18 protein-coding genes are annotated in these 21,088 nt (G+C 72.5%); 10 read left to right on the top strand and 8 right to left on the bottom strand.

Translation table 11 applies throughout. The features are described 5' to 3' along the window. Positions 1-61: 61 nt before the first annotated feature. Positions 62-817: an SIS domain-containing protein gene (locus ABTX60_RS33115; RefSeq protein ID WP_352100710.1), complete on the bottom strand. Its 756-nt coding sequence runs from the start codon at positions 815-817 to the stop codon at positions 62-64. A 271-nt stretch (positions 818-1,088) separates the two neighbouring features. Here ABTX60_RS33115 and ABTX60_RS33120 point away from each other — a divergent pair, with 271 nt between their 5' ends. Together ABTX60_RS33120 and ABTX60_RS33125 are read left to right on the top strand one after the other, a co-directional pair. Then, complete coding sequence (locus ABTX60_RS33120; protein WP_053671441.1) at positions 1,089-1,781, top strand: iron-dependent transcriptional repressor DtxR; 693 nt, start codon at positions 1,089-1,091, stop codon at positions 1,779-1,781. Positions 1,782-2,452: 671 nt separating this feature from the next. Beyond that, complete coding sequence (locus ABTX60_RS33125) at positions 2,453-3,361, top strand: alpha/beta fold hydrolase (protein WP_352100711.1); 909 nt, start codon at positions 2,453-2,455, stop codon at positions 3,359-3,361. A gap of 142 nt (positions 3,362-3,503) precedes the next feature. On the opposite strand, the gene ABTX60_RS33130 is transcribed toward ABTX60_RS33125, so the two are convergent. The 3 genes from ABTX60_RS33130 to ABTX60_RS33140 all read right to left on the bottom strand — a co-directional run bounded on the left by ABTX60_RS33130 (position 3,504) and on the right by ABTX60_RS33140 (position 6,660). After that, positions 3,504-5,096: a transporter gene (locus ABTX60_RS33130; protein WP_352100712.1), complete on the bottom strand. Its 1,593-nt coding sequence runs from the start codon at positions 5,094-5,096 to the stop codon at positions 3,504-3,506. Next, positions 5,093-5,884, bottom strand: a complete 792-nt coding sequence (locus ABTX60_RS33135; protein ID WP_352100713.1) for an ABC transporter ATP-binding protein — start codon at positions 5,882-5,884, stop codon at positions 5,093-5,095. Before ABTX60_RS33135 ends, ABTX60_RS33130 begins: the two co-directional genes overlap by 4 nt. Positions 5,885-5,997: 113 nt before the next feature. Then, positions 5,998-6,660 (bottom strand): bifunctional DNA primase/polymerase, encoded by a 663-nt coding sequence (locus tag ABTX60_RS33140; RefSeq protein ID WP_352100760.1) that lies wholly within the window; start codon positions 6,658-6,660, stop codon positions 5,998-6,000. Between the two features lie 306 nt (positions 6,661-6,966). Here ABTX60_RS33140 and ABTX60_RS33145 point away from each other — a divergent pair, with 306 nt between their 5' ends. Then, on the top strand, positions 6,967-8,352 hold the full coding sequence (locus tag ABTX60_RS33145; RefSeq protein ID WP_352100714.1) for an NsdA family TPR-like regulatory protein: 1,386 nt from the start codon (positions 6,967-6,969) through the stop codon (positions 8,350-8,352). 201 nt (positions 8,353-8,553) lie between these two features. Next, a complete protein-coding gene (locus tag ABTX60_RS33150) occupies positions 8,554-10,482 on the top strand; it encodes a hypothetical protein (protein ID WP_352100715.1) in 1,929 nt (642 codons plus the stop codon). 55 nt (positions 10,483-10,537) lie between these two features. Here ABTX60_RS33150 and ABTX60_RS33155 read toward each other — a convergent pair whose 3' ends face one another. Next, a complete protein-coding gene (locus ABTX60_RS33155) occupies positions 10,538-11,848 on the bottom strand; it encodes an ABC transporter substrate-binding protein (protein ID WP_352100716.1) in 1,311 nt (436 codons plus the stop codon). 117 nt (positions 11,849-11,965) lie between these two features. Between ABTX60_RS33155 and ABTX60_RS33160 the strand changes: the two genes are divergently transcribed. Continuing rightward, positions 11,966-12,466, top strand: coding sequence for an SCO4402 family protein (locus ABTX60_RS33160; protein WP_352100717.1), 501 nt, complete (start codon positions 11,966-11,968; stop codon positions 12,464-12,466). A gap of 94 nt (positions 12,467-12,560) precedes the next feature. Beyond that, positions 12,561-13,442: a formyltetrahydrofolate deformylase gene (gene purU, locus ABTX60_RS33165; RefSeq protein WP_352100718.1), complete on the top strand. Its 882-nt coding sequence runs from the start codon at positions 12,561-12,563 to the stop codon at positions 13,440-13,442. Between the two features lie 78 nt (positions 13,443-13,520). Here purU and ABTX60_RS33170 read toward each other — a convergent pair whose 3' ends face one another. Together ABTX60_RS33170 and ABTX60_RS33175 are read right to left on the bottom strand one after the other, a co-directional pair. Then, positions 13,521-14,888, bottom strand: coding sequence for a maleylpyruvate isomerase N-terminal domain-containing protein (locus ABTX60_RS33170; protein WP_352100719.1), 1,368 nt, complete (start codon positions 14,886-14,888; stop codon positions 13,521-13,523). Beyond that, positions 14,885-15,466 (bottom strand): sigma-70 family RNA polymerase sigma factor, encoded by a 582-nt coding sequence (locus ABTX60_RS33175; RefSeq protein WP_352100720.1) that lies wholly within the window; start codon positions 15,464-15,466, stop codon positions 14,885-14,887. The genes ABTX60_RS33170 and ABTX60_RS33175 overlap by 4 nt, the downstream gene beginning before the upstream one ends. Before the next feature lie 358 nt (positions 15,467-15,824). Between ABTX60_RS33175 and ABTX60_RS33180 the strand changes: the two genes are divergently transcribed. Together ABTX60_RS33180 and ABTX60_RS33185 are read left to right on the top strand one after the other, a co-directional pair. Then, positions 15,825-16,205: an STAS domain-containing protein gene (locus ABTX60_RS33180; protein WP_189727000.1), complete on the top strand. Its 381-nt coding sequence runs from the start codon at positions 15,825-15,827 to the stop codon at positions 16,203-16,205. Positions 16,206-16,373: 168 nt separating this feature from the next. Next, a complete protein-coding gene (locus tag ABTX60_RS33185) occupies positions 16,374-16,886 on the top strand; it encodes an EF-hand domain-containing protein (RefSeq protein ID WP_352100721.1) in 513 nt (170 codons plus the stop codon). Positions 16,887-16,995: 109 nt separating this feature from the next. Here the strand turns inward: ABTX60_RS33185 and ABTX60_RS33190 are convergent, their stop codons facing one another. Beyond that, positions 16,996-18,498 (bottom strand): class I adenylate-forming enzyme family protein, encoded by a 1,503-nt coding sequence (locus ABTX60_RS33190; RefSeq protein ID WP_352100722.1) that lies wholly within the window; start codon positions 18,496-18,498, stop codon positions 16,996-16,998. An 89-nt stretch (positions 18,499-18,587) separates the two neighbouring features. Between ABTX60_RS33190 and ABTX60_RS33195 the strand changes: the two genes are divergently transcribed. Together ABTX60_RS33195 and ABTX60_RS33200 are read left to right on the top strand one after the other, a co-directional pair. Then, entirely contained in the window at positions 18,588-19,784 is a 1,197-nt protein-coding gene (locus tag ABTX60_RS33195) for an amidohydrolase family protein (RefSeq protein WP_352100723.1), read from the top strand. Continuing rightward, positions 19,784-20,917, top strand: a complete 1,134-nt coding sequence (locus ABTX60_RS33200) for an acyl-CoA dehydrogenase family protein (protein ID WP_352100724.1) — start codon at positions 19,784-19,786, stop codon at positions 20,915-20,917. Before ABTX60_RS33195 ends, ABTX60_RS33200 begins: the two co-directional genes overlap by 1 nt. Positions 20,918-21,088: the final 171 nt, after the last annotated feature.

The raw sequence follows: 21,088 nt of genomic DNA on the forward strand, positions 1-21,088 counted from the left end.
TGAGGGGCGCCCGCCTCGGGCCCGGTCTGTCCGCCGCCTCTCTTCGGTACCGGTAGAAGCTTCAGTACCGGTAGAAGATCCGGTCGCGGTACTGCTCCATCACCCGGGCGTTCCAGTCGTGGCCGCCGTCCACGTTGCCGGAGCGCAGCAGGGGAGGTTCGATGCCGCGGTCGGCGAGGGTGGTGGCGGTCGTCGCCATGACGGCTTGGAGGAGGGCCGAGGTGACGACCGTCGAGGCCGGGGCGAAAGGGGCCGGGATGTCGTCGTGGGTGAGTTCCGCGTCACCGACCGCGATCTTCGAGTCGAGGACGAGGTCGCAGTGGTCCTTCAGGTACGTCCCGGAGGCGTGCCGGGACTTCGTCTCCGACGCGTAGGCCACCGAGGTCACGCCGATGACCTTCACGCCCAGGGCACGGGCGTTCATGGCCATCTCCACGGGCAGGGCGTTGCGCCCGGACAGGGAGATGATCAGCAGGGCGTCGCCCTCGCGGAGCGGGGAGCTGTCGAGGACGGCGCTGGCGAGGCCGTCGACGCGTTCGAGCGCGGAGCCGAGCGGCGCGGGCATGACGTCGACGCCGACGACACCGGGCACGGCGAGCAGGTTCATCAGCGCGAGGCCGCCGGCGCGGTAGACGAGGTCCTGCGCGGCGAGGGAGGAGTGCCCGGCGCCGAAGGCGAAGAGCCGGCCGCCCGCCGCGACGGTGTCGGCGAGGAGCGTCCCGGCCGCGGTGATGCCGTCGGTCTCCTCGTCGCGGAGCCGCCGCAGCAGGCCGATCGCGGCGTCGAGGAACTGGCCGGCCGGCACGCGGTCGCTCATACGGGGTCCCTTCGGGCAGGCCTCGGCGGCTTGTGTCGCGCATCACGGTGCGGTCTGGACCAGTGCGGTGTCAATACGGCCGTGCGGGCCGTGCGCCGAGCGTCGTGACGCCCCCGAAGGAGAAGTCCGTACCCTTGCGCGCGGCCGGGTAATCTCCCGCTTCGCCTCCCGCGGCACGGTTGTCGGTGGTATCCGGCAGAATTGGGTTCAGGGCCAGCGCACACGCCGGTGAGCCGTCCAGCCTCCGGCAGATCTCATTCGAGGGGCACGTATGTCCGGACTGATCGACACCACGGAGATGTATCTCCGCACCATCCTCGAGCTGGAGGAAGAGGGTGTGGTCCCCATGCGCGCCCGTATCGCCGAGCGGCTGGACCAGAGCGGGCCGACCGTCAGCCAGACCGTGGCGCGGATGGAGCGCGACGGTCTGGTGTCCGTCGCCAGTGACCGGCATCTGGAGCTGACCGACGAGGGCCGCCGGCTGGCCACGCGTGTGATGCGCAAGCACCGCCTCGCCGAGTGTCTGCTCGTCGACGTGATCGGTCTGGAGTGGGAGCAGGTCCACGCGGAGGCGTGCCGCTGGGAGCACGTGATGAGCGAGGCCGTGGAGCGCCGCGTCCTGGAGCTGCTGCGGCACCCGACGGAGTCGCCGTACGGCAACCCCATCCCGGGTCTGGAGGAGCTGGGCGAGAAGGACGGGGCCGACCCGTTCCTGGACGAGGGCATGGTGTCGCTGGCCAGCCTCGACCCGGGCGCCGAGGGCAAGACGGTCGTGGTGCGCCGGATCGGCGAGCCGATCCAGACGGACGCGCAGCTGATGTACACGCTGCGGCGGGCGGGCGTGCAGCCCGGCTCGGTGGTGAGTGTGACCGAGTCGGCGGGCGGGGTGCTGGTGGGCAGCGGCGGCGAGGCGGCCGAGCTGGAGTCGGACATCGCCTCCCACGTGTTCGTCGCCAAGCCCTGAGCGACCGGCGGGAGCGGACCGGGGCGGGCGGACCGGCCTGAGCGGACCGGCCCTGCGTCCATCAACCCGGCGTCCGCCGCCCGTCGGCCGCCGGTCACCATCCGCTGCCGGGCAACTCCCGTCCCGCATGCGGTTCTTGTGGCGTTGGCGTGATCCGGACCGAATCCGGCGTCCAGTCCGCCGAATCGCAGCGCTCGTCCGCTTCCCGTGCGACGCTGTCGCGTGAGGCATATGACCTGAGGGGCTCTTGGCCGCGGCTCGGCAGTGATGCCGCCCGGCCGGGGAGGGGGCGGGAGGATGTGCCGTGAAGACGCGGAGGGCCCCGGCGCCGTGTGGCGCCGGGGCCTGTCCTCCCCTGTGCTGACCCGGAGCCCCGAGCTCTCAGGGTCATTCCCCTCGGACCGGTTTCCCCGAGCGGTCCGCCTCCCGCTGAAGATCTCCCCTCGACAGCGGCGATCAATCCCCGAGGGTGGTCACTCGAACGAGGGGTGTTGCCCGCGAGAACCTCATTCTCGAATGCGCATTCGATAGTCTGCGGGCGGCGCACGGCACACTTGCACCGACAGGTACGGCAACCAGCAGGGCAGAAGGAACAGCAGGCAGAACACGGTTCACAGGACCGGCCGGCTCGAGGGAGTCGCGGTCCGCGCGAAGCTTGGGGGGTGCCAGACATGGCGCGACGCATCGACGTGACCGGGACGGGCGGCGTACGCCTGGCGGCCTGGGAGTTCGGCGACCCGCCCAAGACCGACCCGGCGCAGGACGCGCAGGACGGACAGGGGGCGCACGACGGGCACACCGCGCCGGAGGGCTCGCCCGGCGTGCTGTTACTGCACGGCCTCATGGGCCGCGCCTCGCACTGGGCGTCCACCGCCCGCTGGTTGTCCGCGCGCTACCGCGCGGTCGCCCTCGACCAGCGCGGCCACGGCCGCAGCGACAAACCCCCGGGGGGTGCCTTCACCCGTGACGCCTACGTCGACGACGCCGAGGCCGCCCTGGAGCAGCTCGGCCTCGCCCGGGTCGTCCTCATCGGCCACGCCATGGGCGCGCTGACCGCCTGGCAGCTCGCCGCCAAGCGTCCCGACCTGGTCCGCGGACTGATCATCTGCGACATGCGGGCCTCCGCGCTCGGTGCCGCCTCGCAGCGCGAGTGGGGCCAGTGGTTCGACTCCTGGCCGCTGCCCTTCGCCACGCTCGCCGACGTCCGCAAGTGGTTCGGCGAGGACGACCCCTGGGTGGAGCGGCCCAATCCGGCCCGTGGCGAGTTCTACGCCGAGGTGATGGCCGAGTCCCCGGACGGCTGGCGCCCGGTCTTCGAACCGGAGCAGATGCTCCGCTCCCGCGAGACGTGGGTGTACGACGCGCACTGGGAGGAGCTGGCCCAGGTCCGCTGCCCCGCCCTGGTCGTGCGCGGTCTGGACGGCGAGCTGGGCCGCGCCGAGGCCCAGGAGATGGTCCGCGTCCTGCCCCGAGGCCAGTACGCGGAGGTCGCCGACGCCGGCCACCTGGTGCACTACGACCAGCCGGAGGCCTGGCGCGCCGCCATCGAGCCGTTCCTGGACTCGCTGGGCGACCACTGACGGGACGCGTTCCCCGGCCGGCCCGTGCGACCACTGACGGGACGCCTTCCCCTGCGCGCCCGGGCGACCACTGACGGGACGCCTTCCCCTGCGCGCCCGGGCGACCATTGGCATGAGGTTTCCCCGGCCGGCCCGGAGCGCCTCACCCCTTGCTGACCGCCGCCAGGATCTCCGGCAGTCGCAGGGCCGTCCGCGGGGCGGCCAGTTTCAGCCCCGCCGCCGTCAGCGCCGCCCCGTACGCCGTGCCCACCGGCAGCAGCAGCCACGTCCAGTCGTCGCCGTCGGCGCTCACGTTCAGCCAGATCGTGAGCGCGATGACGGGCGCGCACAGCAGGGCGGCCGCCATCATCCCGCCGAAGATGGAGATCCAGGCGAGCCCGGTCTGCCCCGGGGCGACGTTCTTGTAGCCCTCCTGCGGGATGGAGTAGGGGAACCGGGCGGAGGTCCACGCCCCGGTCGCGAGCATCGCGCCGAGCAGCGCGAAGGACAGCCCCAGCGCCTCGGGCAGCCGCCGCCAGTCGCCGAGCATGGCCGTCGTCACCACGGTCACCAGCGTGGCGTACGGGAGGGTGATCAGCAGCAGGGCGTACGCCCGGGCGCGCAGCTCGACGTAGGCGTCCCGGGACGAGGAGATCGTCATCGCGACCATCCAGAACGCGGAGGTGTCCTGTCCGAACTGGTTGTACATCTGGATGCCGAGCATCCCGGCGGCGAAGCACGCGAAGTACACCGACCCGGTGCCCTGCCAGGCGTTGAACACCGGCACGATCAGCCCGATGGCCAGCGACGTCACCCAGGCGGCCTTGGTCTTCGGGTCGCGCCACACGTACCGCAGGCTGCGCTCCATGACCGTGCCCGTACGCCCTGCGGGGAGCAGCTTCCCGAGCCCGGTCGAGGAGCGCTCGCGGGCGGCCGACCCGGCGCTCGGCAGGGTGGACCCGTCGGGCGAGGTCATCAGCCGGGTCAGATGCCGTGACCAGAGCGCGAGCAGCGCCACCAGCGCACCGGCGGTCAGCGCCAGTTGCGCGAGCGCGAGACCGTAGGACCCCTCGCTCACCGCGTGCACGGCCCAGAGCGCCGACGCCGGCGGCACCCACCGCAGCACCTCCGCCACCGGGTCGAGCTCGCCCAGCCCCGACGCCCCGAGCCGCTGCGCACCGAAGTTGACGACCTGCGCCCCGATCGCGATGACGAGTCCGCTGAGCACCGCGAGGTCCCGCCCCTTGCGGCTGGTCAGCAGCCGCACGTTGGCCGCGGCGACGGCCCGCGCGAGGGCCACGCACACCAGCAGCGCCAGTACGACGGCGACCGCACCCACCACGAACGCGGCCCCGCCCCGCGCCACCGCGATCACGGAACCCACCAGCAGACACAGCGTGAACAACGGCCCGATGCCCACCAGCGAGGCCGCCAGCAGCGCCCGTACCAGCGGCCGGGGCCGCAGCGGCAGCATCACCAGCCGGGTCGGGTCGAGGGTCTCGTCACCGCTGGGGAAGAACAGCGGCATCACAGCCCAGCCGAGCCCCAGCACCGCCACCGCCAGTACGACCACCGACTCGGCGTGCGCGTGCCCGCGCAGCGCGATCAGGCCGATCAGCTGGAGCGCGGCGAACAGCAGGGCGAAGACGGCCGAGGTGATGTAGGCGGCCTTGCGCCCGCCGGACTGCCGCAGTCCGTTGCGCAGCAGCGACAGCTTCAGCCGGACGAAGACGGGGGTGATCGCGGGGGTGCTCACCGCGAGCCACCGCCCAGCCAGTCGAGGTCGGACCCGGCGTCCCGGCTCTGCGCGCCGACGAGTTCGAGGAAGGCCCGCTGCAGCGAGGGCGCGTCCCCGCGCACCTCGGCGAGCGTGCCGGTGGCGCGGATCCGCCCGGCGGCCATGACGGCCACCCAGTCGCAGAGCGACTCGACGAGCTCCATGACGTGGGAAGAGAAGACGACCGTGGCGCCCGAGGCCGTGTACCGCTCCAGGACGCCCCGGATGGTCTGTGCGGAGACGGGGTCGACGCCCTCGAACGGCTCGTCCAGGAAGAGCACTTCGGGATTGTGGAGGAGAGCGGCGGCGAGCCCGATCTTCTTGCGCATGCCGGTCGAGTAGTCGACGACCAGTTTGTGCTGGGCCCCGGCCAGGTCGAGGACGTCAAGGAGTTGTGTGGCCCGCTTGTCGACCTCGGCACCGGGCAACCCGCGCAACCGGCCGGTGTACGCCAGCAGTTCCCGCCCGGAGAGCCGCTCGAAGAGCCGCAGCCCCTCCGGCAGCACCCCGATCCGGGCCTTCACCTCGACGGGGTCCCGCCACACGTCGTGCCCGACCACCTCGACGGTCCCGTGGTCGGGCCTGAGCAGCCCGGTCACCATCGACAGGGTGGTGGTCTTCCCGGCCCCGTTCGGCCCGACGAGCCCGATGAACTTGCCCGCGGGCAACTCGAGATCGACCCCGGCGACAGCGACCTGCTGCCCGAACCGCTTCCAAAGCCCCCGCACCCGCACAGCGCTGGATTCCACCGCGCCTCCCTCCGTCACCCTGCACCCTACGGTGGGGCAACGCCCTTCTTTCAGGGGCGCGGGGAACTGCGCGATCAACCAGACACGACCCGCAGCCGCCACGAAACGGCAACCACGCAGACGATCCGGCGCTATCGATCCCTACCGCACGCATAGGCCAACGGCGAGATCAACTCCTCCGCATCCGGCAGCCACCGGTTCGCCGGAGTCGGCCGGCAGGCCCACTGCACGGCCCCCCGTGCCCCGAACCGCGTGGGCGGCGCAGCCACATACGCCCCCTCACCCAGCACGGTCAGATCCAGCGACGACACCGACCACCCCAGCTTCCGCACCAGATCGGGCACCTTCACACCGGCCCCCGGCAGCACGAAGAACTCCATCCGCCGATCCGGCGTGAGCGTCACCGGCCCGAGCGTCAGCTCCATCCGCTCCATCCGCGCGAGCGCGAGGAACCCGGCCGTCTCCGGCACGGAGATCGCGTCGAAGGTCCGCCCCGTCGGCAGCAGGATCGACGCGGTCGGCTGCTTCTGCCACATCCGCCGCGCGACCGTCGCACTGCCCGTCGCCTGCGTCGCCCAGTCCGGACGCGCCGGGTGCGACCCGGGCGCCGGACACGCCGCGTCACCGCAGGAGCAGCGCTGGCTGCCGTCGACGGCTTCCAGCCAGGTGCCGGGGAACACGTCCCAGTGGCGCTCCTCGGCGTAGCGAACGGCGGTCTCCAGCAGCGTTTCCCCGCGCTGCTTCGGGATCTGAGCGGCTTCGGTGCCGGCGATCGTCTCTTCCACGATGAACACAACTCTGGTCGTCACCAGGGGTTACGCCCGCGGCCGTGCGCGGGGGAGAGCATCGCCCCTGTTCCCGGGGCGCATGGGTGCATGTGCGGGGGCGCGCGGGAGGAACGGTGGCCGGAGCTGGGTAGCCAGGTGTGGGGCCGGCAGCAGCCGTCACCCCGGCAATCCTCACATGCCTCGCATTTTCACCTGGTGGGCGGGGCATTGATCTTCACGGCCGGATCTTCTAGCTGGGGCGTGAGGGGCTCGGCCGCGGAAGACACGTCAACTCGGTGCGTGGGCAGGCACCGCAGCCACAGGGGGTACGCCATGGCCGCAAGGCCGCTCGTCGCCCGGCAGCCGAACGAACGGCTCCAGGCGCTCATCCAGGAAGCCGGATGCTCCAACGCGGGCCTGGCCCGCCGGGTCAACATGTGCGGTGCCGAGCACGGCCTCGACCTGCGCTACGACAAGACGTCGGTGGCGCGCTGGCTGCGTGGACAGCAGCCACGGGGCCGGGCACCCGCGATCATCGCCGAGGCCCTGGGCCGCAAACTCGGCCGTACGGTCACGATCGACGAGATCGGCATGGCCAACGGCAAGAACCTCGCCTCGGGCGTGGGCCTGCAGTTCTCGCCGACGGTACTGGGGGCCATCGAGCAGGTCTGCGAGCTGTGGCGCAGTGACGTGGGGCGGCGGGACTTCCTGTCCGGCTCCTCCGTCGCCGCGTCCGCGCTGGTCGAGCCCAGCCGGGACTGGCTGATCTCCGCACCCGACGCGCAGGTGTCGCGCTCGGCCGGGCCGCGGGTGGGGCAGTCCGACGTGCAGGCGGTGCAGGCCATGACGCAGGCACTGGTGGACCTCGACCACCAGTACGGCAGCGGGCATGTGCGGCCGGTCGTCGTGCACTACCTCAACAGCGTCGTCTCGGGGCTGCTGGCGGGGTCGTACCGGGAGGCGGTCGGGCGGGACCTGTTCGCCGCGGTGGCCCGGCTGACGGAGCTGGCCGGGTACATGGCCGTCGACACGGGCCAGCCCGGTCTGGCGCAGCGCTACTACATCCAGGCCCTGCGGCTGGCGCAGGCCGCCGGGGACCGCGGCTACGGCGGGTACGTCCTCGCGGCCTCCATGAGCCATCTCGCCGCACAGCTCGGAAACCCGCGGGAGATCGCGCAGTTGGCGCGGGCGGCGCAGGAGGGGGCGCGGGGGCGCGTGTCGCCGCGGGCGGAGTCGATGTTCCTGGCGGCGGAGGCGCGCGGGCACGCCCTCATGGGCGACGTGCGCGCCGCCCAGTCCGCGGCGGGGCGCGCGGTGAGCGCCCTGGAGGCGGCCGACGCGGCCGCCGGGGACGACCCGGTGTGGATCGCGCACTTCGACGAGGCCTATCTCGCCGACGAGTTGGCCCACTGCCACCGTGACCTCGGGCAGGCCGAGGCGGCGGCGCGGTGCGCGCAGGAGTCGCTGGCCGGGCATCCCGAGACGCGGGCGCGCCGCCGGGCCATCGGATATGTGCTGTTGGCCACGGCGCAGGTGCAGCAGCGCGAGATCGAGGAGGCGTGCAACACCGGCATGAAGGCCGTGGAACTGCTGGAGGGGCTGCGGTCCAACCGGGGCGCCGAGTACCTGGAGGACTTCCAGCAGCGGCTGGAGCCGTACCGGGACGAGGCGGTGGTAAGGGAGTTCGGGGCACGGCTCGACCTGCAGGCCGCTGCGTGAACACGGGGTCTGCGGATGCGTGAACATGCGGGAAACGGCTGCGGCGTGCGGGGGAGGTGACATGGGCGACGCGCCGTGACCCGCCGGTGTTACCGCGCTCACAGGGCACGCGGTCGGGCCCTGTGCTGCGTGGCACGGGGCTCTGGGGACCCGGTAGCGTGACCCGACGATTCACAAGGTCCCCCATAAGTAGGAGTCCCGGTGACGCAGAGTGGACAGGGCGAGGAGCCCTCGGCGCGCCCCGCGCGCGAAGGCATCGTGCTGCCCTCCGACGGTGGCGAACCACTGCTGCCGGGCATGACGGGCGGACCCGACGACGCCCCCGGCCGCCGGCCCGCCCCGCCCGCGACGGGCGGGGCGCAGGCCTCGGCCCCCGCTGAGGGCCAGACCTGGGGCCAGCCGTGGGGGCCCGGCCAGGAGCAGACCCCGCCCCCGCCGCCGGGCCAGACCTGGCAGTCGCAGCCCCAGCAGTGGAGCACGCCGGAGCAGCCCGGGTGGGACGCCCAGGCCCCGAGCGCCCTCCCCCCGGAGGGCACCCGGCCCCAGGACCCCTACGCCGGCACACCGGCGAACCCCGACCCGTACGGCACGGCCCAGCCACCCGCGGGTACCGCCGGTTACGCCCCGTACGGAGCCGCGGGCGGCGGCGCCCCGCTGCCCCCGGAGGGCTCCGGCTACGGATATCCGCAGGGGGCCGACGGCTATGGGGCACCCGCCCCGGGTGGCGGCCGGCCGCAGCCGGGGTCCGATGCGCACGGGGTCGGGAACGGCGGCGCGCAGTCGCCGCAGGCAGGCTCCGGGTACGGATACCCGCAGGGTGCCGGTCAGCCGCCGGCCGCCGATGCCTACGGGGGCTCCGCCCCGGGTGGAGGCCGGCCGCAGCCGGAGTCCGGTGCGCACGGGGTCGGTCAGCCGGTCGCCGGTGGGGCGTACGGCGCTCCCGGCGGGGGAGTCTCGCAGCAGCCCTACGGAGGTGGCCTGCCGCCGGCCTCCGCTGCGTACGGCGCTCCCGGCGGGGGCGCGCCGCTGCCCGCGTCCGCCGACGAGGGCGCGACCCGGTACATACCGCCCGTCGCGGGCGACGCCGCCGCGGCCACGCAGTACCTGCCGCCCGTCGCGCAGGCCGCCGACGAGGGGGCGACCCAGTACATACCCCCGGTGTCCCCGGGGGCGCTGCCGCCGGAGATGCCTTCCGGGGAGGACCCGGAGGCGACGCGGTACCTGGGGACCGGCCCCCGGGCCGGGGCGGGAGCCGGGCCGCTGCCGTCGGCCTCGCACCCGGACGCCGAGGCGACGCAGTACATCCCGCCGGTGCCCGGCGGCGACAAGCAGCCGCCCGCCGAGTTCGACAACCTCTTCCGCAGTGACCGGGGCGCCGGCAGCCCGGCCGGGGCCACCCAGCAGATGCCCCGCATCGAGCAGCCGCAGCCCGCGTACGGCGCCGCTCCCCAGCCGTCCCACGTCCCGCCCGCCGGAGGCCGCTCGCGCGGTGGCCGTAGCGGATCGCGTGTGCCCGTCATCGCCGCCGTCGGCATCGGCATCGCCGTGCTCGGTGTCGGCGCGGGCGCGCTGCTCGCCGGTGGCGGAGGCGGCGGTGACGACGACAGCGGCGACAAGAAGACCGTGGCCGCCTCCGCCCCCGCGACGGACGGCTCCGCCTCGCCGTCGGCCGACCCGGCCCGGGCCCAGGCGGTGGAACTGGACAAGCTGCTCGCCGACAGCGGCAACAGCCGCAGCACCGTGATCAGGGCGGTCGCCGACGTCAAGGGCTGCGACAACCTCCCGCAGGCGGCCAAGGACCTGCGGGACGCGGCCAAGCAGCGCAGCGGGCTCGTCACCCGGCTCTCCGGCATCGAGGTCGACAAGCTGCCCGGCCACGCCGCGCTGACCGCCGCCCTCACCAAGGCCTGGCAGGCCTCCGCCTCGGCCGACAACCACTACGCGGCCTGGGCCGACCAGACCGCCGGCAAGAAGGGCTGCAAGAAGGGCCAGGCCCGCACCACCAACCAGACCCTGGCCGGCAACCGGGCGAGCGGCGTCGCCAGCACCGAGAAGGCCAAGGCGGCCGGGCTGTGGAACGGGATCGCGAAGAAGTACGGCCTGACCGAGCGCCAGCCGACGCAGCTCTGACCGACCGGGGAAGTCCCTCGGGCCCGGCGCCGGAGCGAGCCGCCGGGCGGGACGCTCAGGTGTTCACGTCGGCGTTCTCGAGCGTGCGCGTCGTGTCGACGAAGCCCTTGCGCGCCGAGACCAGCCGGCCGTCCCGCACCACCTGGAGGGTCACGTTCGCGTTGACCAGGCGCGGGAAGCCCACGGCGGCGAGCTTGTCCTGGAACCGCCACCGCAGCCTCGGCGTGAGCCCGCCCGTGCCCACCTCCAGGCCGTCGTCCAGGGCCTGAGCCACCGTGTCGGCACTCACCTCGCCGTCGCCCAGCGACTCGACGATCTGCCGGAACACCGTGTAGGCGATCCATGTGGTCTGCACTCCGGCGTCCGCGGGGTCGATGCGGTTGTCGCCGAAGGCCTGCTCCCGGATCACCCGCTTCATTCCGTCCCAGCGCGGATCGGTCGCCACCGGGTACCAGCCGGTGATGTACGAGCCCTCGTAGGGACCCGAGGCCCCGCCGGTCGCGTCGATCACCGTCTGGTCGACGCTGCCCAGCACGGTCGCCGTCCGCACCTCGGGGAAGTCCTCGCGGGCCCGCCGGAAGGAGTCCATGAAGGTGCCGTTGCGGTCCCCCAGCGCGGGCACCACGCACCCGTCGTCCGCCGTGCCGCCGGCCGTCGTGCGCAGGGCCCGCTCGGCCTGGCCGTCGTACTCGGTGGCGTCCTCCGCCGCCCGCTGGTCGTTCGAGCCCCGGTGTCCGCCCGCCTTGAGACCGGAGTCGAGCAGCGGGGGCAGCTGGTCGCCCGTGATGGTGTCGGGCCGGATCAGCGCGACGGGTCCGCAACCGGCGAGGGCGCTGCCGAGACCGGCGAGCAGCGCGGGCTGCCCGCCGTTGACGGGGTAGGACAGGGGGCTGGTGAACTCGGCGTTCGTGATGCCGTAGCCGCCTATGTAGGGGATGCCCGCGCCCTCGAGCGAGGGGAAGAAGGAGTCGGCGTACTGGCTGTACGATCCGACGACCGCGACCGCGTTCTCCTTGACGGCCCGCCGGGCGCACTTCGCGGCGGCCACCCCGTCGTTGTGGTCGTTGCAGGTCAGCACGTTGAGCTTGCGGCCGTTGATCCCGCCCTTGGCGTTGATCCAGCGGGCGTAGGCGCGGGCGAAGGCGGGCATGCCGGGTTTGTTGGTGGCCTCGGTGTCCTGCGGGGCCCAGGTCATGACGGTGATGGTGTCGTCCCCGGCGCCCCCCGTGGTGCCGGGGACGACACCGCATCCGGCGAGGAGCGACGCGCACGCGACCGCCGTGCCCGCGGAGATGATGCCGTTTCTGGCGTGACGGGTGAGGAGGCCGGGGAGGAATGTGCTGCGGGTGCGTCGCCTGCCGGTCATGGTTCTGCACGATTCCGTCACATGGCTAACCCGTGCGTGATGTCGGATCAACAATTGGTGACACACAGGTGAATTGCAGGGGCCGGTGTGACCGATGTGGAGGGGAACGTACGATCGATGACCGTGCAAGCTTCGGAGAACTCTTCCCGTCGTGGCCGTCGCTCATCCACCATGGGCGGCATGCCTGTCAACGACATGCCGTGGTGGCGCTGGCGCAGCAATGTGCGCTCGGCGCTGCACATGCTCTCCGATCCCGGGTTCCAGCGGGACGTCTGGCTGGCCGGTGTGGACGGCTACGGCGACGTGACCGACGCGGTGTACCGGCTGGTCGAGGACACCTGGCTGGATCACTGGTCCGCCGAGAAGTACGTCGGCACGATCTTCCGCGACTCGCAGGAGGCGGCCCTGGTCGACACCGCGGTGCTGCGGGTGCTGCGGATCATGCACCAGGTCGGGCCGGACGCGCCGGTCGCCGCGTACCTCCAGCACGAGGCGTGGCCGGAGGCCGTCCAGGCGGCCCGGGACGCGCATGTGCTCCTCGCCGCGAGTGACGGCGAGGAGCCGGACGCGGCGCCGCGCAGCCTGGACGTGCTGCGGATCATGACCAGGTCCGCGTAGCGGTCCGGCGTCCCGGCCGGCGCGGCGGCTCCGCCGCGGTCCGACCTGCGGGACGATTGCCGGTCGTGTCGGTCCTTGTGGGAACCTGTCCTGCATGAACGAGCAGTCCACCAGCGCCGCGGTCCCGCCCGACCAGTACGTCCTCACCCTTTCCTGCCCGGACAGGAAGGGCATCGTGCACGCCGTGTCGAGCTACCTGTTCATGACCGGCTGCAACATCGAGGACAGCCAGCAGTTCGGCGACCACGACACGGGACTGTTCTTCATGCGGGTCCACTTCTCGGCGGACGCCCCGGTGAGCGTGGAGAAGCTGCGGGCCAGTTTCGCGGCGATCGGCGACTCGTTCCAGATGGACTGGCAGATCAACCGGGCCGACCGAAAGATGCGCATCCTGCTGATGGTCAGCAAGTTCGGGCACTGTCTGAACGACCTGTTGTTCCGGGCGCGGACCGGGGCGCTGCCGGTGGAGATCGCCGGAGTGGTGTCGAACCATACGGACTTCGCGGAGCTGGTGGGGTCGTACAACATCCCTTTCCACCACATTCCGGTGACGAAGGACACGAAGGCGGAGGCCGAGGGGCGGCTGCTCGACATCGTGCGTGAGGAGGGTGTCGAGCTGGTCGTGCTCGCCCGGTACATGCAGGTGCTCTCGGACGACCTGTGCAAGGCGCTCTCCGGGCGGATCATCAACATCCACCACTCGTTCCTGCCGAGCTTCAAGGGGGCGAAGCCGTATCACCAGGCTCATGCCCGGGGTGTGAAGCTGATCGGTGCGACCGCTCATTACGTGACGGCTGATCTTGACGAAGGGCCGATCATCGAGCAGGAGGTCGAGCGGGTGGGGCACGACGTGACGCCTGAGGGGCTTGTCGCGATCGGGCGGGACGTGGAGTGCCAGGCGCTGGCCCGGGGTGTGAAGTGGCATGCCGAGCGGAGGATTCTGCTCAATGGGCGGCGGACTGTGATTTTCGCCTAGGAGCTCGGTTCGTTCCGTTCGGTGGCGGGTGCGGGTGGTTTGTGGTTGTTCGCGCAGTTTCCCGCGCCCTCAAGAACCTCACATCCTGCTCAGTGAAGCTGCCGCGAAGAGGACGTCCCTGATCGCCTCTCTGTCCCCGACCTGGCCTGCCGCCGCCTCCTGTGGAGGGACGTGGCCGGCGGCCAGGCGGCAGAACTCGACGCCGTCCAGGGCCACGTGGGCCACCTCGTGCTCGGCGGAGCCCTTCGCCGCGGGGGAGTCGAGGGGGATCAGCCACTCGCCGCCGCCCGAGCCCTCGATCTCCAGCCGGAGGCTGCGGCCGGGCTCGCCCGCCGCGACCAGGTGGCGGTGGTGGGCGGGGGAGGCCAGACCGGTCCGGCGGCGGTGGGCCAGGGCCGTCGGCAGCATGCGGGCCGCCAGGTCGATCATGCGGTGCAGATGGCGTGGCGAGGGCGGGTCGTAGGGGTAGTCGACCGCGTCGGCGATGTCCTCGGCGTGCACCCAGCACTCGAAGGCGCGATCCAGCATCGCGTCGTGCAGCGGCAGTTCGAAGTCGCCGTACGCCACCGGCGTCTTCCCGCCGCCGCCCGTGAACGACACCGTGCGTACGAGGCTGTGGCTCTGCTCCCGCCAGGGCGTCCGGACGGACCGGGTGGGCGGGAAGTGGGAGGCGCGCCAGAACGCCTCGGTGCGGGACGCCGGCGTGGGGCGCCGGGACGGGACGTCGCCCAGCGGGTCGTCCAGGCCGAGCGCCACCCCCACCAGGCCGTCGACGCTGAGCAGATGGGCGATGACCCCGGCGACGGTGGTGCGGCGGCTCGTCGGCTCGTCGGAGCGGAACCAGCGCAGCCGTACCGGCGCGTGCCACTCGGCGTCGCCGAAGTCCTGCAGCAGGGCGTCCAGGCGCGCGGTCTCGGCGTCGTACGCGGCGGCCCACTCCGGTACCGGGATGCGCGGCGGACGCCGCTCCAGGCAGGTGTCCAGAACGCGGGTGCGCAGCCCCGGGTCCAGGTCGAGGCTCTCGGGGCGTTGCAGCAGCCCGACCGCCTCGCGCAGCCGCCGGGCCTCGTCGGCGCAGGAGCCGCACTCGCCGAGGTGCTCCTCGACGGCCGTGGCCTCCTCGGCCGAGCACGCGGCCAGCGCCCAGGCGCCGAGCAGGGCCTTCAGTACGGGGTGCCCGAAGACGGGCGGGGCGGGCGGTGCCGTCATGTCGCCGAGGTCCCCCGGCGCGGGCAGCGGCAGCCCGCTGTCCTCGACGGAGGCCCGGGGCGGGGGAATCCGCGGCGGCCGCCCGTGCTCCGCAGCCTCACCGGTACCGCGCCCGATATCGCCGCTCTCAGGTCGAATGCCGCTCTCGTCCCGGGCGTTGGGGGTGTTGTCCTTCTCCTCGTGGTCGGCGTCCCCTTCGCCGTCCTCGTGCGCCTCGAACCTGTCCGGCCCGTTCACACCGCACCCCCGTAGCCGGGCGGTGCGTCCGGTGCCGCGGTGTCGTGGGCGGTGGACAGCAGTTGCAGGCCGAGCCGCAGGCGGCGACGGGCCTCGTCCTCGGTGATGCCGAGGTCGGTGGCCGTCTGGCGGTAGTCGCGGCGCTGGAAGTAGGCCCGCTCCAGGGCCGAGCGCAGCGGAACCGGCATGGACTGGACGATGTAGTCGGCGCGGGCGGCGACGGAGGCGCGACGCACCCGGTGCTCCAGTTCCTCCGCGGTGCCGGCGCCCTCCCGGGTGAGGGCGGCGGTCTCGGTGGCGCGCAGTCGCTGCACCGCGAGCCGGTGGGTCAGGGTGGCGACCCAGGTGCGCAGCGGGCCCTGCCTGGGGTCGTAGGAGTCGGGATGCTCCCAGACGTGGATGAAGACCTCGCGGGTGATGCCGTCGGCGGCGCGCTCGTCGCCGAGTACGCGGTGGGCGAGGCCGTGCACGAGGGAGGCGAACCGGTCGTAGAGCTCACCGAGGGCCGCCGCTTCGCCGCGGGCGAGCCGCTGCTGCATCTTGCGGTCCCAGCGAGGCGGTACGTCCTTCTTCGCCATGCCCTCACCCCCTGCTCGTGTCCCGCGCCCGCGCTCTGTCCAGCCTGTGCCCGATGTCTTCTCGAATGTAGTCGGCACGTCCGGTGGCGCACGCCCCTTTGTGGCAATGTGCGCCCCCTGGGCGGCTGCAGGTGGTAGAGGGCCGCCGGCGCTCGCACCGGAGGCCTTTGGACTCGCGCCTACCCCGCTGTCCGTCGATCAGACATGACTGAAAAAGGATCGAACAGGATCGAAGTCGGCTAAATCAAGCCTCTTTAGCGGGGGATCCGTTTTCCGGGTTGCGTTTCAGGGAACCGCCGCTGGGCAGCCGCGCTGCAAGGAAGCGTAGGGTCTGCTTCCGGTTTGGCGATCGAAGGGCGTGGTGGTGACCTTCAAAGTGACCGGCGGCGAGCAGGGCGAATGGGCCGTGCTCCAGGTGTCGGGCGAACTGGATCTGGTGACGTCACCGGTGCTGCGTCAGCGCGTGCACGACGTGGTGGCCGAGGGGCATCACTGTCTCGTCCTGGATCTGTCCGACGTGTTCTTCTGCGACTCCAGCGGCGTCGGCGTGCTCATCGCGGCCCGCCGGCTGATCCGCTCCTGCCAGGGCCGGCTGCGCCTCGTGCTGCCCGCCCGGGGTGCGGCCGACGGATCCCACGTCAACCGGGTCCTCGGCGCGCTGGGCGTGCGCAGACTGTTCGACGTGTACGGCGATGTGGACGCCGCCCTCGGCGACGAGGGCGAACCCCTGTCCGCGTGACGGCCCGATGACGCACGGTACGGCGAATGTCGCCGTTGCGGCACGCCGTTGCCCCGGAATTCCCCCGGTCTTGGCACAAGTGACGTTTTCGCGCGCCCGAACGGCACTCTCCGTCGTACGCTCCGACCCAGACGTACCCCACCCGACGTAAGGCGGCCCGAAAGAGACATGGTCAGCAGCGAGTACGAGCGCAGGATCGCCGCCCGGTTCGCCACCTTCGACCAGGACGGCAACGGCTACATCGACCGCGAGGACTTCTACGGCGCGGCCAAGGCGCTGCTCACGGAGTTCGGCGTGGCGGCCCGGTCCGACAAGGGGCAGGCCCTGTACGGCGGCGCCGAGGCCTTCTGGCAGGGCATGGCCGGGATAGCGGACCGCGACGGCGACCAGCGCATCACACGCGAGGAGTTCGTCACCGGTGCGGTCAAGCGCCTGCGCGACAACCCCGACCGGTTCGCCGAGATCGCCCGCCCCTTCCTGCACGCGGCCCTGGACGTCGCGGACACCGACCGTGACGGGGCAGCGACGGTCGAGGAGGCCGGCCGTGTCCTGAAGTGCCTCGGCGTCCCCGAGGACGTCGCCGGACCGGCCGCCGCAACGCTCGACGCGGACGGGGACGGCAAGGTCGGCGAGACCGAGGTCGTCCCGGCCTTCGCCCGCTATTTCACCGTGCCCGAGTAGGGCCACGAGCGCCCCTTCGGCGTAGGGGTCGTTCCGGGCGGGCGGCTGCGGGCTGTCGGTGGTTGTTCGCACAGTTCCCCGCGCCCCTGGGGGGCCTGCCCGCAGCCGGTCACGTGCCCGAGTAGCGCTCGCGGAGCTTGTACTTCAGCACCTTCCGCAGGGTCTCGCCCCGCGGAAGGGCGTCCACCACCTCCAGCCGCTCCGGCAGCTTGTGCACCGACAGTCCCTCGGCGCGCAGGAAGGCGGTCACGCCCGCGAGCGTCAAGGCCTCGGTCCCCGGCCTCTGTTCCACCACCGCGCACACCAGCTCACCGCGCGCCGCGTCGGGCAGCCCGATCACGGCCGCGTCCCCGACCGCCGGATGCCGGTGCAGCAGGTCCTCTATCTCCTGGGCCGAGATGTTCTCGCCCTTGCGGATGATCACGTCCTTCAGCCGGCCGGTGAGCACCAGGTGCCCGGTGTCCGTGAGCCGCCCGAGATCGCCGGTGCGCAGGAACCCCTCGGCGTCGAAGGCCTCCGCCGTCTGCCCGGGGTCCAGGTACCCGCGGCACACGGCCTCCCCGCGCAGCCGCACCTCCCCGTCCACGATCCGGATCTCCATCCCCTCCGGCGGCCGTCCCTCGGTCGTCGCCAGCAGTTCGGGGTCGTCGTCCGGCGCCCCCATGGTGATCATCGGCACCTCGGTCATGCCGTACCCGTGGGTGAGCTGCACGCCCATCTCGCGCACGACCGCGTGGTACAGCTCAGGCGGCTTGGGCGCCCCGCCGCCCGCCAGCAGCCGCAGCGACGGCACCACCGGCCTCCCCGGCCGCTTGCGCTGCTCCGCCAGGAACATCGAGTAGAACGCCGTCGACCCGCCCGCCATCGTCACCCCGTGCGCGCGGTACGCCGCCAGCGCGTCGGGCAGTGCGAACCGCTCGAACAGCACCGCCGGGAAGCCGTACAGCAGCAGCATCACCGTGTAGTCGGGGCCGCCGATATGGGCGTACGGGAAGGCGATCGAGCCGACGTCGTCCGCCGAGGGGCGCAGCGCGTGCGCGAGGCACGAGCCGCCCGCGAGCAGCGAACGGTCCGTGTGCAGCACGCCCTTGGGGTCGGAGGTCGTACCGGACGTCCAGTAGATCCAGCGGACGGCGGTGCCGTCGGAGGGCGGGGGAGGCAGCAGGGACGGATCGCCGTCGGGGAGGTCGTCGTAGGCCTCGAAGACGCCCTTCGCGCCCAGCCGCCGGGCCATCTCCGCGTGGTCGAAGCCGCGCCAGGTGCCCGGCACCGCGAAGAACTCCGCCCTGGACTCGCGCAGCGCGAAGCCGGCCTCGCGGTCCCGGTAGAAGGGGATCACCGGGGTCTGCACGGCGCCCAGGCGGGCCAGGGCGAAGGACAGCACGGCCGTCTCGATGCGGGTGGGCAGCTGCCAGGCGACCACCGTGCCGGGGCGCACGCCCATGCCGTACAGCCCGGCCGCGACCCGCTCGGCGCGGGTGCGCAGCGCCTCGAACGTGAGCGTGCGGCCGTCCTGGTGGAACAGCGGCCGGTCAGGAGTGAGGGCGGCGCGGCGGGTGACCAGCTCCCACAGCGTGGCCGACGAACTCAGGGCGTGCGGGGTCTCGTTCACGGATGCCCCCTGCTGCTTGGCTGACGGGTCGTCAGATGGGATGCTAACTGACGAGCCATCAGATAAGTACCGTCCGGCGGAGGGGACCCATGGCCATCGAACTGCCCCGCATCATCAGCGTCGACGACCACGTGATCGAGCCCGCCCACCTCTTCGACACCTGGCTGCCGGCCAGGTACCGCGAGCGCGGCCCCAGGGCGCTGACCGCCGGCATCGGTGAACTCGCCTACATCGGCGGCAAGTACCGGATCACCATGGACCCGGACGGTCAGCCCACCGACTGGTGGATCTACGAGGACCTGAAGTTCCCGTACAAGCGCAACATCGCCGCCGTCGGCTTCGACCGGGACGAGATGACCCTGGAGGGCATCACCCGCGAGGAGATGCGGCCCGGCTGCTGGGACCCCAAGGAACGTCTGAAGGACATGGACCTCAACCATGTCGAGGCGAGCCTGTGCTTCCCCAGCTTTCCGCGGTTCTGCGGTCAGACCTTCGCCGAGGCGCACGACAAGGAGGTCGCCCTCGCCTGCGTGCGCGCCTACAACGACTGGATGGTCGAGGAGTGGTGCGGCGACAGCGGCGGCCGGCTCATCCCGCTGTGCCTGATCCCGCTGTGGGACGTCGGCCTGGCGGTCGAGGAGATCCGCCGCAACGCCGCACGCGGGGTGAAGGCGGTGACCTTCTCCGAGATCCCCACCCACCTCGGGCTGCCGTCCATCCACTCCGGCTACTGGGACCCGTTCTTCGCGGTCTGCCAGGAGACCGGGACGGTCGTCAACATGCACATCGGCTCGTCCTCGCAGATGCCGGCCGCCTCCCCGGACGCCCCGCCCGCCGTCCAGGCCTCCCTCAGCTTCAACAACGCCATGGCCTCGATGATGGACTTCCTTTTCAGCGGGGTCCTGGTGCGCTTCCCGCGTCTGAAACTCGCCTACTCCGAGGGCCAGATGGGCTGGGTCCCGTACGCCCTGGAGCGCGCCGACGACGTCTGGGAGGAGCACCGGGCCTGGGGCGGCGTGCGCGACACGGTCCCCGAGCCGCCGTCCACGTACTACTACCGGCAGATGTACTGCTGCTTCTTCCGCGACAAGCACGGCGTGGCGTCCCTGGACGTGGTGGGCCGTGACAACGCCACCTTCGAGACCGACTACCCGCACGTCGACTCGACCTTCCCGCACACCAAGGAGGTCGCCCTGGAGCACGTCGAGGGCCTCGACGACGAGACGGTGTACAAGCTGATGCGGGGCAACGCCATCCGGATGCTCGACCTGGACCTCGACCGCTGATGGACCTGTCGGACACGCCCGAGGAGGCCGCCTTCCGGGCCCGGCTGCGGGAGTGGCTCGCGGCGGTGCTCCCGGGCCTCCCGCCCCGGCCGTCCCCCCACGACTGGCCGGGGCGACGGGCCTACGACCTCGGCTGGCAGCGCCGGCTCCACGACGCGGGGTACGCCGAGGTCCACTGGGACGCCACCCCGAGCGTCCGCCTGATCTTCCTGGAGGAGACCGAGCGGGCCGGTGCTCCCTACGTGGGCGCCAACTTCGTGGGCCTGCTGCACGCCGGGCCGACGATCGCCGCGGAGGGCACCCCGGACCAGCGGGCACGCTGGCTGCCGCCGATCCTGCGCGGCGAGGAGGTCTGGTGCCAGGGCTTCAGCGAACCGGAGGCCGGCTCCGACCTCGCGGCCCTGCGCACCCGCGCGCGGCGCGACGGAGACGCCTACGTGGTGACCGGCTCCAAGATCTGGACGTCCCACGCGGAAGTCGCCGACTGGTGCGAGCTGTTGGTCCGCACCGACCCCGACGCCCCCAAGCACCGGGGCATCACCTGGCTCGCCCTGCCCATGGACGCGCCGGGCATCACCGTACGGCCGCTGCGCACGCTGGCCGGTTCGGCCGAGTTCGCCGAGGTGTTCCTGGACGAGGTGCGGGTGCCGGTGGCCAACCGGGTCGGGGACGAGAACGACGGATGGCGCGTGACCATGGTGACGCTGTCCTTCGAACGCGGTACTGCGTTCGCCGGCGAGGTCGTGGCCTGCCGGCGCGTGCTGGGCGAACTGGCCGTCGAGGCCCGCGAGAACGGCCGCTGGGACGACCCGGCCCTCAGGCGCAGGCTGGGCAGGTTGCACGCCGAGTTCCGGGCGCTGTGGCGGCTCACGCAGTGGAACGTCAGCGCGGCGGAGGCGGCGGGCGGGGTGCCGGGCGCCGGCGGCTCGGTCTTCAAGCTCCGCTACTCGCACGCCCGCCAGGAGCTCTACGACGCCGCCGCCGAGGTGCTCGGCCCCGACTGCCTCGACCTGGACCGGCGGTGGACCCTCGACCGGCTGTCCTCCCTGGCGTACACGATCGCGGCCGGCACCTCGCAGATCCAGCACAACATCATCGCCGAGCGCGTCCTCGGCCTGCCGAAGGGACGGTGAGGTGCCGTGCGGTTCCGGCCGACCGACGACCAGCGGGCCCTGCGGGAGGCCGTGCGCGAGGCACTGGCCCGGCACTTCGACGGGGAGGCGTTGCGGGCGGCGGTGGAGGGTGCGGGGGGTGGGGGCGCCGGTGCCGGGGGCAAGGGGGTGGGGCCTTCAGCGACGGAAAGC

This window comes from Streptomyces sp. NPDC126510 (assembly GCF_040302345.1).
GTDB lineage: Bacteria > Actinomycetota > Actinomycetes > Streptomycetales > Streptomycetaceae > Streptomyces.